We start from the raw sequence: 13,533 nt of genomic DNA on the forward strand, positions 1-13,533 counted from the left end.
AGTGGCTGACGCGCCTGCGCTTTGCCGCGAGGAATAATGATGAATGAGCACCTGCTGGTTGAGCGTGAACAAGGGTTGCTGACCTTGCGCATGCACCGCCCCGAGAAGAAAAACGCCCTAACCCTCGCCATGTACAGTGCCATGGCTGACGTGCTGGTGCAGGCCGATCAAGATAAAAGCGTGCGCGCCGTGTTGATCACAGGTGGCGAAACGTGCTTCACCAGCGGCAATGATCTGGCTGATTTTATCAAGGCGCCACCGACTGGGCTGAACAGCCAAGTGTTCCAGTTTATGCAGGCGCTGTTCGAGTTCAGCAAGCCGGTAGTGGCTGCAGTCAGCGGCCCTGCGGTGGGCATCGGCACGACCATGCTGCTGCACTGCGACCTGGTGTACGTCAGCCGCGAGGCCACGCTGAAGATGCCTTTCGTCAATCTCGGTCTGTGCCCCGAGTACGGCTCCAGCTTGATCCTGCCGCGTTTGCTCGGCCACGCTCGCGCTGCCGAATTGCTCCTGCTCGGGCAGAGTTTTACCGGCGAACAGGCCGCAGCCTGGGGCATTGCCAATCAGGCTTTGGACAGCGGTGAGGCAGCCTTGGCCAAGGCCCGCGAAATGGCGATGCGTTTCCAGCAACTGGCCCCGGCTGCCGTGGCGGACAGCAAACGCCTGATGCGCGCGCCGGACCGTGAGCAATTACGCCGGGTGATTGAGGAAGAGGGTGCGTTGTTCGGCCAACGGCTGCGCTCGCCGGAAGCCCTCGAAGCGCTGACCGCCTTTATGCAGCGGCGCACGCCGGACTTCAGCACGTTCGCGTAGGGGTTACTGGGAATGCCAGTGCTCACATTACGCCTCCTACGCACAGCAAAAAGCCGCTCGTTCGAGCGGCTTTTTTGCGTTGCGGCGCAGAGCGTAGCCCGGATGCAATCCGGGAGCGGTATCAGCCGTTAGACCTTCTCCCGGATTTCATCCGGGCTACAAAAAAGGCCGCTCACTGGCCTTAAATGAGCGGCCTTTTTGCGTTGCTTGCGGTTTACACCAGCGCCTCACCAACATGGAGCAGCTTCATGGTGTTGGTGCCGCCGATGGTGTGGTAGCTGTCGCCCTTGGTCAGGATCACCCAGTCACCGGCCTGCACCGCGCCACGCTTGAGCAATTCGTCTACGGCGGCTTGGCTGACTTCGCTTGGCTGCAACGCGGCGGGGTCAAACGGCACGGTGTAAACGCCACGGAACATGGCCGCACGGGCTTGGGTTTCGCGGTGCGGAGAAAAGGCGAAAATCGGCACCGAAGAGCGGATGCGCGACATGATCAGCGGTGTGTAACCACTTTCGGTGAGGGCAATAATCGCTTTCACGCCGGGGAAGTGGTTGGCCGTGTACATGGCTGCCAGGGCGATGCTTTCGTCGCACCGCTCGAATTCAGTGCCCATGCGGTGGGTGGAGGCTTTGCTGGTAGGGTGCTTTTCCGCACCCAGGCAAATACGCGCCATGGCTTGCACGGCTTCCAGCGGGTAGGCACCGGCGGCGCTTTCCGCTGAGAGCATTACCGCATCGGTATAGTCGAGCACGGCGTTGGCCACATCAGACACTTCCGCACGGGTCGGCATCGGGTTCTGGATCATCGACTCCATCATTTGCGTCGCGGTGATCACCGCCTTGTTGTGGCGGCGCGCGTGCAGGATGATTTTCTTCTGAATGCCGCACAGCTCGGCATCGCCGATTTCCACACCCAAGTCGCCGCGCGCCACCATTACCGCGTCACTGGCGCGGATCAGGCCGTCGAGGGTTTCGTCATCGGCCACTGCTTCGGCGCGTTCGATCTTAGCCACCAGCCAGGCGGTGCCGCCGGCTTCATCACGTAGCTTGCGCGCGTAGTGCATATCCTCGGCATCGCGCGGGAAGGATACAGCCAGGTAATCCAGCTCCATCTCGGCGGCGAGCTTGATGTCGGCCTTGTCTTTCTCGGTCAGCGCCGGCGCAGTCAGACCGCCGCCACGGCGGTTAATGCCTTTGTGGTCGGACAGCGGACCGCCGATGATCACTTCGCAGTGCAGGGCGTCGCTGGTGGCGCTGGTCACGCGCATCACCACGCGGCCGTCATCGAGCAGCAGCTCGTCGCCGACGCCGCAATCCTTGACCAGGTCCGGGTAGTCGATGCCGACGATGTCTTGCGTGCCGGCAGTCAGCGGGTGGCTGGTGGAGAAGGTAAAACGGTTACCGAGCTTGAGCTCAATGCGCTTGTTGGCGAATTTGGCGATGCGGATTTTCGGGCCTTGCAGGTCGCCGAGCAGGGCAACGTGGCGACCGTGCTTGGCGGCCAGTTCACGCACCAGTTTGGCGCGGGCCTTGTGCTCGTCGGGCGAGCCGTGGGAGAAATTCAGGCGGGCGACATCCAGGCCAGCGATGATCAGTTGTTCAAGAATTTCCGGACTGTTGCTCGAGGGGCCAAGGGTTGCAACGATTTTGGTGCGGCGAACGGTCATGCATAGACTCCTGCGTTAAGACTTCACGCGAGGCTACTATGCCGCACCTCTGTAGTCATTGTTCCTCTGCACTACCTTGCACGCTATGGCTAAAGAGTGAGTGGAACCCGCACTGGACACACGGCATTGCTGAACAGCCACCACGTTGCTGCAGATTTTTCCTAGGCGGTCGATACACTGCTTATCCGAGGAGAGGCTTATGCGCATCATATTGATTGTTCTACTGGTTATGGGATTGGCGGGGTGTAACCGCTACGCGTTCGACCGTGATCTTAATAGCGCCTATGAGGCCTATGACCTGGGGGAGTGCGAGGCGGCGATTCTATGGTTGTCTAAAGCTGAGCGGAACAGCCGCTCGCGTCGCCATATGCAGCCAGAAATCTCCCTGCTGCGCGGCCAATGCTTAGAGCGGCAAGCGCTGTTTGTTGATGCGATGCAAACCTACCAATTCATCATTACCCAGTATCCGGCCAGCGAGTACGCCTATCGCGCTCGCGCGCGCATGGAGACCTTGCGCCAACGTGGCCATGAAAGTGTGGGTGCGGCAGTTAACGTTAGCCCGGTCAAACCCTAAGCGCTGGTTAGCGTATGCCCCACAAGGTTATTCTCTTCATCAAGCTTTTTACGGGAGGGAATCCATGCGTGCTTTGCTGTGGTTGTTGTTATTGCCGGCTCTGGCTTCGGCGGAAATTTATCGGTGGACCGATGCTAACGGTCAGGTGCACTTTGGCCAGCGCCCGGCGGCGGCAGGGGCTGAAAAGGTTGAAGTCAAACCGCAGGTGGTCGAGCGTGATCAACTGACCCGCGAGCGCCAAGAGCGCACCAGCCGGTTTTACGATGCGCGCCGCGAAGAGCAGGCGCAGGCCTCGGTGGTGACTGCAGAGCGGCAGGCTAAACGAGCCGAGGAATGCCGGGAGCTGCGTAGCAGGCTGGCCTCAATCCCGGAAGGGCGCAGTTACTATCGCGCCGAAGCAGACGGCCAGCGCAGTTATTACAGCGACAAACAGGTGGATACCGCTCGTCTGCAACTGCAGAATCAGGTGTCTGAACGCTGCTCCTGAAACTGGTTTAAGCGCAAAACTGGGGTCATACTCAGCGCTCATCTATAGCGATTTGCCACTATGCCCATGCATATTCAGCGCAGTATCGAACGCCACCAGTTGCCGTACTACCTCAAGGTGTTCAATCGCATCACCGATAAGCCCATGGGCTATCTCGGTAATGTCTCCTTGGACGGTCTGCTGTTGATTAGTCAGCTGCCATTGCTGGTAGGTGCGCGTTTCGATATGCGCTTGAAAATCCCAGGGCATGACACGCCGCGTTATATTGATTTTTCGGCCACTTGCCAATGGTCCTGCGAAGACGTGACCCCAGGCTACTATGACTCAGGCTTCTCCTTGCTAGCGCCGCCTGCGGACTATGTTGAGATGGTCGATGCACTGCGTCATTACTTCAGCTTCCGCCCGCTGGTTACAGTCATCTGACGCCCTTGGGTTGTTATGCTTAGCCAATAAAAAACCGCCAGTAAAGGCGGTTTTTTATATGCAGACGAATTAGACGCTGACGTGTGGCTGCAACTGCAGCAACGCATCGGAGCGTGCCTGCACTTCGCGGTAACGCTCAGCATCGCTGGCCAGCACAGCGCCTAGGGCTGGGAAGATTTCGTTCAGCTTAGTACGCCATTGTTCCGATTTAACCTGCTCGCTGAAGCAACGGTCGATCAAGTCAAGCATGATCGATACAGTTACCGAAGCGCCCGGCGAGGCGCCGAGCAAGGCGGCGATGGAGCCGTCTTTGGCTGCGACCAATTCAGTACCAAATTGCAAGATGCCGCCGTTTTTCGGGTCTTTTTTGATGATTTGCACGCGTTGGCCAGCAATCTCCAAGCTCCAGTCTTCGGCTTTAGCTTCGGGGTAGAAGCCGCGCAGCGTTTCTAGGCGATGTGCTTCCGATTGCAGCACTTCCTTGACCAAGTAGCGAGTCAGGTCGAAGTTGTCGCGCGCCACGGCCAGCATCGGGCCGATGTTGTTGAAGCGGATCGACAGCGGCAGATCGAGGAACGAACCGCGCTTGAGGAACTTAGTGGTGAAGCCGGCATAAGGGCCGAACAGCAGCGAAGTTTTGCCTTCGACTACGCGGGTATCCAGGTGCGGTACCGACATAGGCGGGGAGCCAACAGCCGCTTGGCTGTAAACCTTAGCCTGATGCTGTTTGACGATGTCCGGGTTGTCGCAGCGCAGCCACTGGCCGCTGACGGGGAAGCCGCCATAGCCTTTGCCTTCTGGTATGCCGGACATTTGCAACAGTGGCAGTGCCGCGCCGCCAGCGCCGAGGAAGACGAACTTAGCTTGGATTTCACGGCTGCTGCCGTTTTGCTGGTTTTTCACACTGACGCGCCAGCCTTGACCGCTGCGTTTAAGGCCAACGACCTTCTGGCTGCATGTAACTTTGGCTTCGCCTTGCTGATTGATGTGATCGAGCAAGTGCGTAGTCAATGCGCCGAAGTTGACGTCGGTGCCAGCCATCACACGGGTGGCGGCAATGGGCTCGTTGGCGTCGCGGCCCGGCAGCATCAACGGCATCCACTCAGCCATGGTGGCGCGGTCTTCGGTGAACTCCATGCCCGTAAAGGCATGATGGACGCTAAGCGCGGCAAAACGCTTTTTCAGAAAGTCGATACCTTTCTGTCCGCGTACAAAGCTTAAGTGCGGAACCGAGCTGATAAAGGAAGCAGGCGAACCAAAGCGACCTTTCTCGACCAAGTAAGCCCAGAACTGCTTGGATTCTTCAAACTGAGTATTGATGTCCACCGACTTTTTAATGTTGATAGAGCCATCAGCTGCTTCTGGCGTGTAGTTCAGCTCGCACAGTGCCGCGTGGCCAGTGCCCGCGTTGTTCCATGGGTTAGAGCTTTCCATCGCGCCGGCGCTCATCATCTCGAGCACTTCTAGCTTAATGGCCGGGTCGAGTTCTTTCAGCAGCGCGGCCAAGGTCGCACTCATGATGCCGGCACCAACCAGCACTACATCCACTGTTTCGTAATCGTGTTGCGCCATTACTACTTCTCCGCAAACCAGCACTCAAAGGACGTTAGTCAGCTTGTGTATGCACACAACTAATCAGCAGTCGGTGAGACGTTCAGGGTTGAAGAAAGTAGGCTTCTGGGTGCAGATGCCAACCGCGAGATCGTTCATGTTCGCCACACTCTTGTGAAGTTTTCCAAACCGTTTTTTCACGCTCTTTTGGAGTCGTGAACCTCAAAACACGTCTGCCTGGGCCGGCTTTTCAACGACGTAGAGCGACCATAGCAGGAGCTGCATGGTGTTTCACAGTGGGGAAAAGCGGCAACCAGTAAGCAGCGCAAAGTGGGCGACTCTCTGGGGCGCGGCCGATGAATGGTGCATCAGCGTGACGGCAGGGCCCGAACAGGAGGCGTCCTTATATTCGGGGCGCGATTATAAGGGCAAAGCTGGAAAATTGATCGCGTGGCGTGACTTTTCTTCTTCCGCTGGTCAGGCTGCTAGCGTTTGCTGCAAGCGCAGGCATGGCGTGACCTGCACGTTTTTGACGCTGGCTGGCAGCGGCCGATTGAGCCAGCTCATGCAGCTTTGTTGCACCTCAATCCAGCCGGAGCCTTGCGGCGCCTGGGCTGACTGGCGCAGGGCGCGGCAGATACCTTGAGCATCGACCAGGGCAAATGAGCGTATCGGGCGGTGTGGGGCGAGTAGGTTGTGCAGTGAGAACATGGTGGATCACTCACGAACAGAGAAGACTAAAGTCTTATGCCTGACGCGCATGACAAGGGCGTTACGGGAACCTGTGAGTGCGATAAACGTCCTACAAAGCAGCGCTGTCAGGCATTTACCGTGCTGGTTATACTGCGCGCCACGTCTACCCCTTAATGTATGGAGAGTTGAGCATGCTGCATCGTCTGTTGTTTGGTCTGGTGGCCGTCGCCAGTCTTACGCTGGTGGGCTGCGCGCACAGCCCGCAGCAACTCAGCCCGCAACCCAAGCTCAATAGCCCGCTCACGGCAGTTGGCCAAGGCCAGCCGGTGGTGGTTCGCGTAGCCGACGGCCGCTCTTCACCGGTACTGGGGACTCGCGGCGGTTTGTATCCAGAAACCAGCGCCATCAGTGTTACCGGTCAGGACATTTTGCCGAAGCTGCAGGCGCAGGCTGAAGCGGCTGTGCGTCTACTCGGTTTTACCCCGAGCGCAAATGCTTACAACGCGCCGCAGCTGACCTTGACCCTGGCAGAGTTGAAGTACCAGTCACCGAAGGAGGGCCTGTATGTGACAGAGGCAGACATGACCGCAACCTTGCGCGTTGACGTGCAAAACAGCAGCCGTCGTTACAGTGGCCGCTATGGCGCGTCGTTAAATCAGCGCTTCGGCATGGCGCCTAATCAGGTGACCAATACCAAGCTGGTCAGTGATGTGTTGAGTGATGCACTAACCCGCGCGTTCAAAGACCCAACCATCGGCCAAATACTCGCGCAGTAAGGTAGGAGAATGTGTAATCAGCGCAAACAAGCGCGCTGGCTACACAGCCGCATAAAAACGGCAGCCACGGGCTGCCGTTTTTATGCGGCCACCAAGGGCTAAAGGGGCAGGCCAGCCATAACCCGGTATTGGTTACGCACTGGGTTGGCGTATTGCAAAATCAGGAAGGGTCGCTGCTCGCTCGGGCAGTTGGCCAGGCGGCGCTGCCATTCGTTTTTTGCCGCGCTCAGTTCGCCAGTAGGGAACACTTCAGCGGCGCTTGGTACGGCTAGCGTGGGGTCACGCTCAGCCCACATGGCATAAGCTAAGTAGTGCACGGGAAACAAGCGATAGCCGCTGAGAATCTGTCGATCCATCTCTGCTGCCAGCAGTTTGCTGTCTTCTAAGCCCTGGCTGACCGGTGCGCCGAAGTGCACATGCACGCGGCCTTTGTAGCCGGTGATGCCTAAAGCGATGCTCTGGTCGTCTTCGCCAGGTGCCTTGGTGTAACTGCCGCTGCTGGCGCGGGTAAACAGTTCGCGGGCTTTGGCTTGGTCGCAAGGGTCGTATTCATAGCTGATCGACACCGGCGTCAGACGAAGGCTATTGATGACCTCGGCGAACGGCTCGGTCTTGCGGCTCATGTGGAACATCTTGAGGATTGCTGAATCCGTGCGGTCGTCACCGTCTTTGGCGCGTCCCTCAGCTTGAGCGATCCAGATTGACTCACCGTCAGCGCGAATCGAGTGGCTGATATAGCTCGACAGCAATTGGTATGCGGCCAATTTCTCACGACGACCGCTAATTGAACGGTGCACGATAAAGCTTTTGTTCAGGCGCATCAGGTCGCTGACAAAAGGTTTTTGCAGCAGGTTGTCGCCAATCGCGATGCGTGGTGTTGGCAGGCCGGCGTGGTACACCGCATAGTTGACGAATGCTGGGTCCATCACAATATCGCGGTGGTTGGCGACGAACAGGTAAGCTCGGCCGCCTTGCAGGTGCTCGATGCCGGAATAGCTCACGCCATCAGTTGCACGCTCAATGGTGTGGTCAACATAGCTAGCAATACGCGTTTGCAATTGCGCGACAGATTGCACGTCGCGAAACTCAAGACGCAGACGATAGGCTATAAGGGGTTTAAGCAGCCAGCCTAACGGCGAAGCCAGGCGCGGGAAGCGAAACTGAGTGAGAATGCCAAGAAATGCATCATCAGCCAGTAGGCGCGCGAGCACGGCGGGGACTTCAGCGTCGGCATAAGGTCGGATGGCATCAAATTCGCCCATCATGTTCTCTTGTTGAGGTTGGCTGTTGAGATGTTTACCGCGTTGTTCGTCGTGTTCAGCAAACACTTTGACACGACTGCAGGGCCAGCTTTAGAGCGCCCATTATACGCCCAAGTCACAAGGAGACAGCGATGCTGGAAAGCCAAGACTATCAATGCCCTTATTGCGGGGAGCAGGTTGAAGCACTGCTCGACCTTTCTGCGGGCGATCAGCAATACATCGAAGATTGTTCCGTGTGCTGTCGGCCGATCGTCTTTTCACTGCAAACCGATGGTGAGGAGTGGACCCTAGACGTACGCGGGGAAAATGACTGATGCAGCGGATTTACGAGCCACAGGACGTAATGGAGGGCGAGTTGCTGCTGGGCATGCTGGCCAGTGAGGGGATTGCTGCCTACCTCACCGGGCAGCATCTGGCCGGCGCTGCGGGCGATTTACCGGCCCTTAGTTTGCTGGGCCTGATGGTCGATGATGATCAGGCGCACAGCGCGCGTGAGCTGATCGCCGCGTACAATGCCGCGTCACCGCTGCCTGGTGATGAGCCGGACAATATCCAGGGTACGTTGCTCTGCTAACAGGCGGTTTTCGCTCCGCATGGCTGCCGCACTCAAGCCCTCAACAGCACTAAAGCGCTGCAATCAGCCAGCACCCTTACTCCAAAGGCTATCGAATTACTCATGTGTGGACGTTACGCCCTGTTCCGTTGGCCACCTGCATTTGCAGCGCTGCCCGGTTTCCCCCCTGACCAGTTGCCGCACTGGAGTATCTCGCCGCACAGCCAGGTATTGCTGCTGCGCAATATTGATGGTGAGCGGCAGCTTACCCACGCGCGCTGGGGGCTAACGCCGCCTTGGCTGACTGACTTAACCAAGACGCCAGCCCAGGCCCGAGCCGAAACGCTGGCCGAACAGCCGATGTTTCGTGAGGCGTTTCGCGTGCGTCGCGGCTTGCTGCCGGCTAACGGATTTTATGAATGGCGCGGCACTGCGCGCAAACGCCCTTATTGGCTAACAGGTGAAGGCACGCCGCTGTACTTTGCGGCCTTGTGGGAGGCTTACCCGGTCGAGGGTTGCGTATACCTGAGTACAGCCGTGGTGACTCAGGCGGCGGCCAACCAACGCCGCCCGCTGATTCTCGATGAGGCCGCTCAAGCCGTTTGGCTGGCTGCCGACAGCTCGCCGAGCGAGTTGCAGGCTTTGCTGAATAAGCCGCAGCCAGTGTTGCGTGAGCGAGTGCTGGCCAACTTGATTAATGACCCCAAGCTGGATGCGCCGGAATGCCTGACGCCTGCTTAGTGCCATGATCAGCCTCGGCTAAAACCCCAAGGGCGGACTGTTTGCCCGCCCGGTGTATTGCCTGCTGGGTTAGACCTTGAACTGATTGATCAGACGGCGCTGCTGTTCGGCCAGCTTGGTCAGTTCAGCACTGGCTTGGCTGGCGTCGTCAGCGCCACCGGCCACTTCATTGGCCACTTGGCCGATATTGGTGACGTTGCGGTTGATGTCTTCAGCCACTGCACTCTGCTCCTCGGCAGCGCTGGCGATTTGCGTGTTCATGTCGTTGATCACAGACACCGCTTGGGTGATCGACTCCAGCGCCTCGGCAGCTTGTCTGGCCTGCTGCACGCTGATCTCGGTCTTGTCTTGGCTGTTTTCCATCACCTTGACCACATCGCGCGTGCCCTGCTGCAACTGCTGGATCATGGTTTGAATTTCTTCGGTGGCCTTCTGTGTTTTCTGCGCCAGGTTACGCACCTCATCGGCGACTACAGCAAAACCACGGCCCTGCTCGCCGGCGCGAGCAGCCTCAATAGCGGCATTGAGTGCAAGCAGGTTGGTTTGTTCGGCAATCCCACGAATCGCCACCAAGATGGCGTTGATGTTCTCGCTGTCCTTAGCCAGTGTTTGCACCACGGTCACTGCGCGGCCAATTTCTTGGGCCAGTGCAGCAATCGAGTCAGCGGTGTTCTGCACGGTTTGCTTGCCTTGATTAGCGGCGCGGTCTGCATGGTTAGCGGCTTCGGCTGCATGGGTTGTATTGCGTGCCACATCCTGGGCAGTGGCGGTCATTTCATGCACGGCAGTGGCGACTAGTTCGATTTCTGCCATTTGTTTCTGCACGCCCTGGTTAGTACGGATGGCAATGTCGGCGGTGTGCTCGGAGGAGTCACTGACCTTTTGTACCGAGACGACCACTTGGCCGATCATGGCTTGCAGCTTGCCGAGGAACGTATTGAAACCTAGGGCTATTTGGCCCAGTTCATCGTTACGATCAACCTGCAGACGTCGAGTCAAATCGCCATCGCCTTGGGCAATGTCATCGAGCATGACTACCATCTGCCTTAATGGACGGGCGATGCCATGGGCGACGAACCCGATCATCAGCATGCCAGCTGCGGCAACTAATAGGCCCACCAAGGCCATACCCAACGTGTCATCTTGGGCTTGCTGGGTGAGGTCGGCTTGCAGAGTTGTGAGTTCTGCGAACACTGCACTGGTCGGCAGTGCGATGGCCAAGGTCCAGCGTGTCGAGGTGCCGGCGACTTGGAATGGCAGCAGTAATTGGAGGACCTGGCGTTCTTGGTCGAGCGAGTTAATAGGCTCATTGCTGGTGCTTTGTTTGAGTTGATTCAATAACTCCGCATTCACCACCTGACTGGCAGGCTTGCCGACCAATTTAGCGTCTTGGGTTGCGGCAATCAGGGTGCCGTTAGCTGCGATCAAGGCAAGTTCGCCAGCGCCACCGTATAGATCGCCTTTGGCAATAGTTAGACGCTCTTGGATAAAGTCCAGCGCCAGATCGTTGCCGGAAACTCCGCGGAATTGGCCATTAACTATGATCGGTGCATTAAACGATGCAACCAGTACCTGCTTGCCACCGAAGTCGAACGACGCGGGGTCGATCACGCAGGGTTTGCCGGTTTCTTTAGGGCACAGGTAGTACTCGCCGGTGCGCACCCCAGTGGGTTGAATGTCCTCGCTTTCCATCTGCTCAACAGTTAGGGCGTCGAGCTTGAGTTGATCACCCTCGCGGAACCACCAGGGCATAAAGCGGCCGGTTTGGTCGTAGCCGCTTTCCTTTTGATTGGCGTAAAGATCATCGTCCTGATCGAATGCGTTGGCTTCCCAGCCGATATAAATGTCTATCAGCTCAGGGTTTGCCCTGAGGTATTCACTGAGCAGCTTGCTCAGTTCCTCACGGGTCAGGCTTATCCCGCTGTTGCCGTCAGCGCTGCTCATTTGGCTGTTGAGGGTGGCCAAGGCTTTCGCCACTGTCATGGGCTGTTCAAACTGGCGCTGAAGTTGGCCTACTTGGGCCATAGCCAGAGAGGTCAGGCGCTGATTGATCACCTCTTCAAGCAGGGTTTGGGTGCGCACTTGTACTTGGGCCTGTGTCCGGCCCCCAGCAAACAAGGCGTAGAGCACCAGCGCAACCACCACTGCTAGGATGCTGGCCCCCGCCATGAGTGCAACGGAAGACTGGATCGACTTGAATCGCATAGGAACCTCTTAACGTGGTGGTTGCGCCTGTTCCTTGGCTTATCGGCAGTGCAGTTTCAAAACATTAGCTCAGCTTTATAACGGGCAAAGGGTTTTGCGCAGCGACACGCGCGTTATGCCGGTTGTTTTGCCCCGATGCACGGCCTAGCATACGGCCCCTGTCGTGAAGGAGAACTGACATGAATATCCCATTTCGTCTGCTCAGCCTGAGTCTATGCAGCCTATTGGTCGCCTGCCAGGCGGTGAATACCACCAGTGGCGGCGCTGTTGGTGTTGAGCGCAAGCAATACATGTTCAGCATGCTCTCGACCCAAGAGGTCAACCAAGCGTATGCACAGTCTTATCAGCAGACGTTGAGCGACGCCTCGGGCAAAGGCATGCTGGACAAAAACAGCGCCAATGCTAAGCGTCTGCAAGCCATTGCCAATCGCCTGATCAAGCAGGCGCCGCTGTTTCGTCCGGATTCTGCGCAGTGGCAGTGGGAAGTTAATCTGATCAAGAGCCCCGAGCTGAACGCCAACTGCGGCCCGGGCGGCAAGATCATTTTTTACAGCGGCATCATCGAAAAACTGAAGCTGACTGACGATGAGATCGCCGCGATCATGGGCCATGAAATCGCTCATGCGTTGCGTGAGCACGGTCGTGAGGCGATGTCCAAGGCCTATGGCATTGAGATGGCTAAGCAGGGCGCCGGTGCGTTGCTCGGCCTAGGTTCCGACAGCTTGGCGCTAGCCGATGCCGCCGTGCAATACGGCATGACCCTGCCCAATAGCCGTGGCAATGAAAATGAGGCTGATCTGATCGGTCTGGAGTTAGCCGCCCGTGCCGGCTACAACCCTAACGCTGCCGTTAGCTTGTGGCAGAAGATGGCCGCTGCCAGCGAAGGTGCCCCACCTGAGTTTATGAGCACGCACCCATCGTCAGGCAGCCGGATTGCTTCCCTGCAAGCGGCGATTCCTAAAGTCATGCCGCTGTATCAGCAGGCGCGTTAAAGCGTATTAAACCAAAAAGCCCCGAAAGGGGCTTTTTGTTGTGCGCCGGTTTTTCATTCACGATTCGGCAGACGCCTCTTTATTACTGCCGAGTGAGCAGAGTGCCGCGTATGACGGGCACCATCTATTCGTGGTTGCGTTTCAGATCATCCCGCTGAACCTCAGCGCTTGATACCCCGCATACACGGCCAAGGCTACAAAGGCGCAGGCTGCGAGGCGGCGAATCAGGGTCAGCGGCAAGCGCTCAGCGGCAAAATTACCGGCCAGCACCACCGGTACATTTGCAATCAACATGCCCAGGGTGGTGCCAATGATCACCAGAATAAAATGCGGGTACTGAGCGGCGAGCATCACGGTCGCCACTTGGGTTTTGTCGCCCATTTCCGCGATAAAAAAGGCGATCAAAGTTGTCAGGAAGGGTCCAAATTTTTGCAGGCTGGAGTCTTCATCGCCATCAAGTTTGTCGGGTACCAGGGTCCACAGCGCTACAGCGATAAAGCTGACAGCGAGGACCCAGCTCAGTGTGGCGAGGGAGAAGAAGCTGGCAACCCAGTTACCGACTGCGCCCGCCGCGAAATGGTTGGCCAGGGTGGCGACCACGATGCCGCAGATGATTGGCCAGGGTTTGCGAAAGCGTGAGGCTAGAAGCAAGGCCAGTAATTGCGTTTTGTCGCCAATTTCGGCCAGTGCAACGATAAATGTCGGGACAAATAGGGATTCGAGCATCAGGCATTCCTAATGGGGCGGGTCGACATAGCTATGACACGTACAGCCTTCCCGCCCCGGGTAAGGTGTGC

At 57.7% G+C, this 13,533-nt stretch carries 15 protein-coding genes; 9 read left to right on the forward strand and 6 right to left on the reverse strand.

Annotated features, from left to right (window positions below; genetic code table 11):
- Positions 1-39 precede the first annotated feature (39 nt).
- Positions 40-813 (forward strand): enoyl-CoA hydratase, encoded by a 774-nt coding sequence (locus tag WF513_RS03970; RefSeq protein WP_339081661.1) that lies wholly within the window; start codon positions 40-42, stop codon positions 811-813.
- A 214-nt stretch (positions 814-1,027) separates the two neighbouring features.
- Here the strand turns inward: WF513_RS03970 and pyk are convergent, their stop codons facing one another.
- Positions 1,028-2,479: a pyruvate kinase gene (pyk, locus tag WF513_RS03975; protein ID WP_339081663.1), complete on the reverse strand. Its 1,452-nt coding sequence runs from the start codon at positions 2,477-2,479 to the stop codon at positions 1,028-1,030.
- A gap of 199 nt (positions 2,480-2,678) precedes the next feature.
- On the opposite strand from pyk, the gene WF513_RS03980 reads away from it, so the two are divergent.
- The 3 genes from WF513_RS03980 (at position 2,679) to WF513_RS03990 (ending at position 3,963) form a co-directional block, all read left to right on the forward strand.
- Positions 2,679-3,053, forward strand: coding sequence for a tetratricopeptide repeat protein (locus tag WF513_RS03980; RefSeq protein ID WP_339081665.1), 375 nt, complete (start codon positions 2,679-2,681; stop codon positions 3,051-3,053).
- A gap of 64 nt (positions 3,054-3,117) precedes the next feature.
- Positions 3,118-3,540, forward strand: coding sequence for a DUF4124 domain-containing protein (locus tag WF513_RS03985; RefSeq protein ID WP_339081667.1), 423 nt, complete (start codon positions 3,118-3,120; stop codon positions 3,538-3,540).
- Positions 3,541-3,606: 66 nt separating this feature from the next.
- A complete protein-coding gene (locus WF513_RS03990) occupies positions 3,607-3,963 on the forward strand; it encodes a PilZ domain-containing protein (RefSeq protein WP_339083404.1) in 357 nt (118 codons plus the stop codon).
- 69 nt (positions 3,964-4,032) lie between these two features.
- Here the strand turns inward: WF513_RS03990 and mqo are convergent, their stop codons facing one another.
- Positions 4,033-5,535, reverse strand: a complete 1,503-nt coding sequence (gene mqo, locus WF513_RS03995; RefSeq protein ID WP_339081669.1) for a malate dehydrogenase (quinone) — start codon at positions 5,533-5,535, stop codon at positions 4,033-4,035.
- A 456-nt stretch (positions 5,536-5,991) separates the two neighbouring features.
- A complete protein-coding gene (locus WF513_RS04000; protein WP_339081671.1) occupies positions 5,992-6,225 on the reverse strand; it encodes a hypothetical protein in 234 nt (77 codons plus the stop codon).
- A 173-nt stretch (positions 6,226-6,398) separates the two neighbouring features.
- Here WF513_RS04000 and WF513_RS04005 point away from each other — a divergent pair, with 173 nt between their 5' ends.
- Positions 6,399-6,983 carry a YajG family lipoprotein gene (locus tag WF513_RS04005; RefSeq protein ID WP_339081673.1) on the forward strand — a complete coding sequence of 195 codons (585 nt, stop codon included), beginning with the start codon at positions 6,399-6,401 and terminating at the stop codon, positions 6,981-6,983.
- 98 nt (positions 6,984-7,081) lie between these two features.
- Here WF513_RS04005 and WF513_RS04010 read toward each other — a convergent pair whose 3' ends face one another.
- Positions 7,082-8,248 (reverse strand): 1-acyl-sn-glycerol-3-phosphate acyltransferase, encoded by a 1,167-nt coding sequence (locus tag WF513_RS04010; RefSeq protein WP_339083406.1) that lies wholly within the window; start codon positions 8,246-8,248, stop codon positions 7,082-7,084.
- Positions 8,249-8,376: 128 nt separating this feature from the next.
- On the opposite strand from WF513_RS04010, the gene WF513_RS04015 reads away from it, so the two are divergent.
- From WF513_RS04015 to WF513_RS04025, 3 genes are all read left to right on the forward strand, one after another.
- Complete coding sequence (locus tag WF513_RS04015) at positions 8,377-8,559, forward strand: CPXCG motif-containing cysteine-rich protein (RefSeq protein ID WP_339081675.1); 183 nt, start codon at positions 8,377-8,379, stop codon at positions 8,557-8,559.
- A complete protein-coding gene (locus WF513_RS04020; RefSeq protein ID WP_339081677.1) occupies positions 8,559-8,819 on the forward strand; it encodes a DUF2007 domain-containing protein in 261 nt (86 codons plus the stop codon). The genes WF513_RS04015 and WF513_RS04020 overlap by 1 nt, the downstream gene beginning before the upstream one ends.
- A 102-nt stretch (positions 8,820-8,921) precedes the next feature.
- Positions 8,922-9,539, forward strand: a complete 618-nt coding sequence (locus WF513_RS04025; protein WP_339081678.1) for an SOS response-associated peptidase — start codon at positions 8,922-8,924, stop codon at positions 9,537-9,539.
- A 69-nt stretch (positions 9,540-9,608) separates the two neighbouring features.
- Here WF513_RS04025 and WF513_RS04030 read toward each other — a convergent pair whose 3' ends face one another.
- A complete protein-coding gene (locus tag WF513_RS04030; protein WP_339081680.1) occupies positions 9,609-11,744 on the reverse strand; it encodes a methyl-accepting chemotaxis protein in 2,136 nt (711 codons plus the stop codon).
- A gap of 179 nt (positions 11,745-11,923) precedes the next feature.
- On the opposite strand from WF513_RS04030, the gene WF513_RS04035 reads away from it, so the two are divergent.
- Complete coding sequence (locus tag WF513_RS04035; protein WP_339081682.1) at positions 11,924-12,736, forward strand: M48 family metallopeptidase; 813 nt, start codon at positions 11,924-11,926, stop codon at positions 12,734-12,736.
- A 141-nt stretch (positions 12,737-12,877) separates the two neighbouring features.
- Here WF513_RS04035 and WF513_RS04040 read toward each other — a convergent pair whose 3' ends face one another.
- Positions 12,878-13,462: a TMEM165/GDT1 family protein gene (locus WF513_RS04040; protein ID WP_339081684.1), complete on the reverse strand. Its 585-nt coding sequence runs from the start codon at positions 13,460-13,462 to the stop codon at positions 12,878-12,880.
- Positions 13,463-13,533: the final 71 nt, after the last annotated feature.

The organism is Pseudomonas sp. TMP9 (assembly GCF_037943105.1).
Classification (GTDB): Bacteria; Pseudomonadota; Gammaproteobacteria; order Pseudomonadales; family Pseudomonadaceae; genus Aquipseudomonas.

Bases quoted from the DNA above. Each gene is read 5' to 3' on its own strand.
- WF513_RS03970 (WP_339081661.1), top strand. From the start codon at position 40: ATGAATGAGCACCTGCTGGTTGAGCGTGAACAAGGGTTGCTGACCTTG.
- pyk (WP_339081663.1), bottom strand. From the start codon at position 2,479: ATGACCGTTCGCCGCACCAAAATCGTTGCAACCCTTGGCCCCTCGAGC.
- WF513_RS03980 (WP_339081665.1), top strand. From the start codon at position 2,679: ATGCGCATCATATTGATTGTTCTACTGGTTATGGGATTGGCGGGGTGT.
- WF513_RS03985 (WP_339081667.1), top strand. From the start codon at position 3,118: ATGCGTGCTTTGCTGTGGTTGTTGTTATTGCCGGCTCTGGCTTCGGCG.
- WF513_RS03990 (WP_339083404.1), top strand. From the start codon at position 3,607: ATGCATATTCAGCGCAGTATCGAACGCCACCAGTTGCCGTACTACCTC.
- mqo (WP_339081669.1), bottom strand. From the start codon at position 5,535: ATGGCGCAACACGATTACGAAACAGTGGATGTAGTGCTGGTTGGTGCC.
- WF513_RS04000 (WP_339081671.1), bottom strand. From the start codon at position 6,225: ATGTTCTCACTGCACAACCTACTCGCCCCACACCGCCCGATACGCTCA.
- WF513_RS04005 (WP_339081673.1), top strand. From the start codon at position 6,399: ATGCTGCATCGTCTGTTGTTTGGTCTGGTGGCCGTCGCCAGTCTTACG.
- WF513_RS04010 (WP_339083406.1), bottom strand. From the start codon at position 8,248: ATGATGGGCGAATTTGATGCCATCCGACCTTATGCCGACGCTGAAGTC.
- WF513_RS04015 (WP_339081675.1), top strand. From the start codon at position 8,377: ATGCTGGAAAGCCAAGACTATCAATGCCCTTATTGCGGGGAGCAGGTT.
- WF513_RS04020 (WP_339081677.1), top strand. From the start codon at position 8,559: ATGCAGCGGATTTACGAGCCACAGGACGTAATGGAGGGCGAGTTGCTG.
- WF513_RS04025 (WP_339081678.1), top strand. From the start codon at position 8,922: ATGTGTGGACGTTACGCCCTGTTCCGTTGGCCACCTGCATTTGCAGCG.
- WF513_RS04030 (WP_339081680.1), bottom strand. From the start codon at position 11,744: ATGCGATTCAAGTCGATCCAGTCTTCCGTTGCACTCATGGCGGGGGCC.
- WF513_RS04035 (WP_339081682.1), top strand. From the start codon at position 11,924: ATGAATATCCCATTTCGTCTGCTCAGCCTGAGTCTATGCAGCCTATTG.
- WF513_RS04040 (WP_339081684.1), bottom strand. From the start codon at position 13,462: ATGCTCGAATCCCTATTTGTCCCGACATTTATCGTTGCACTGGCCGAA.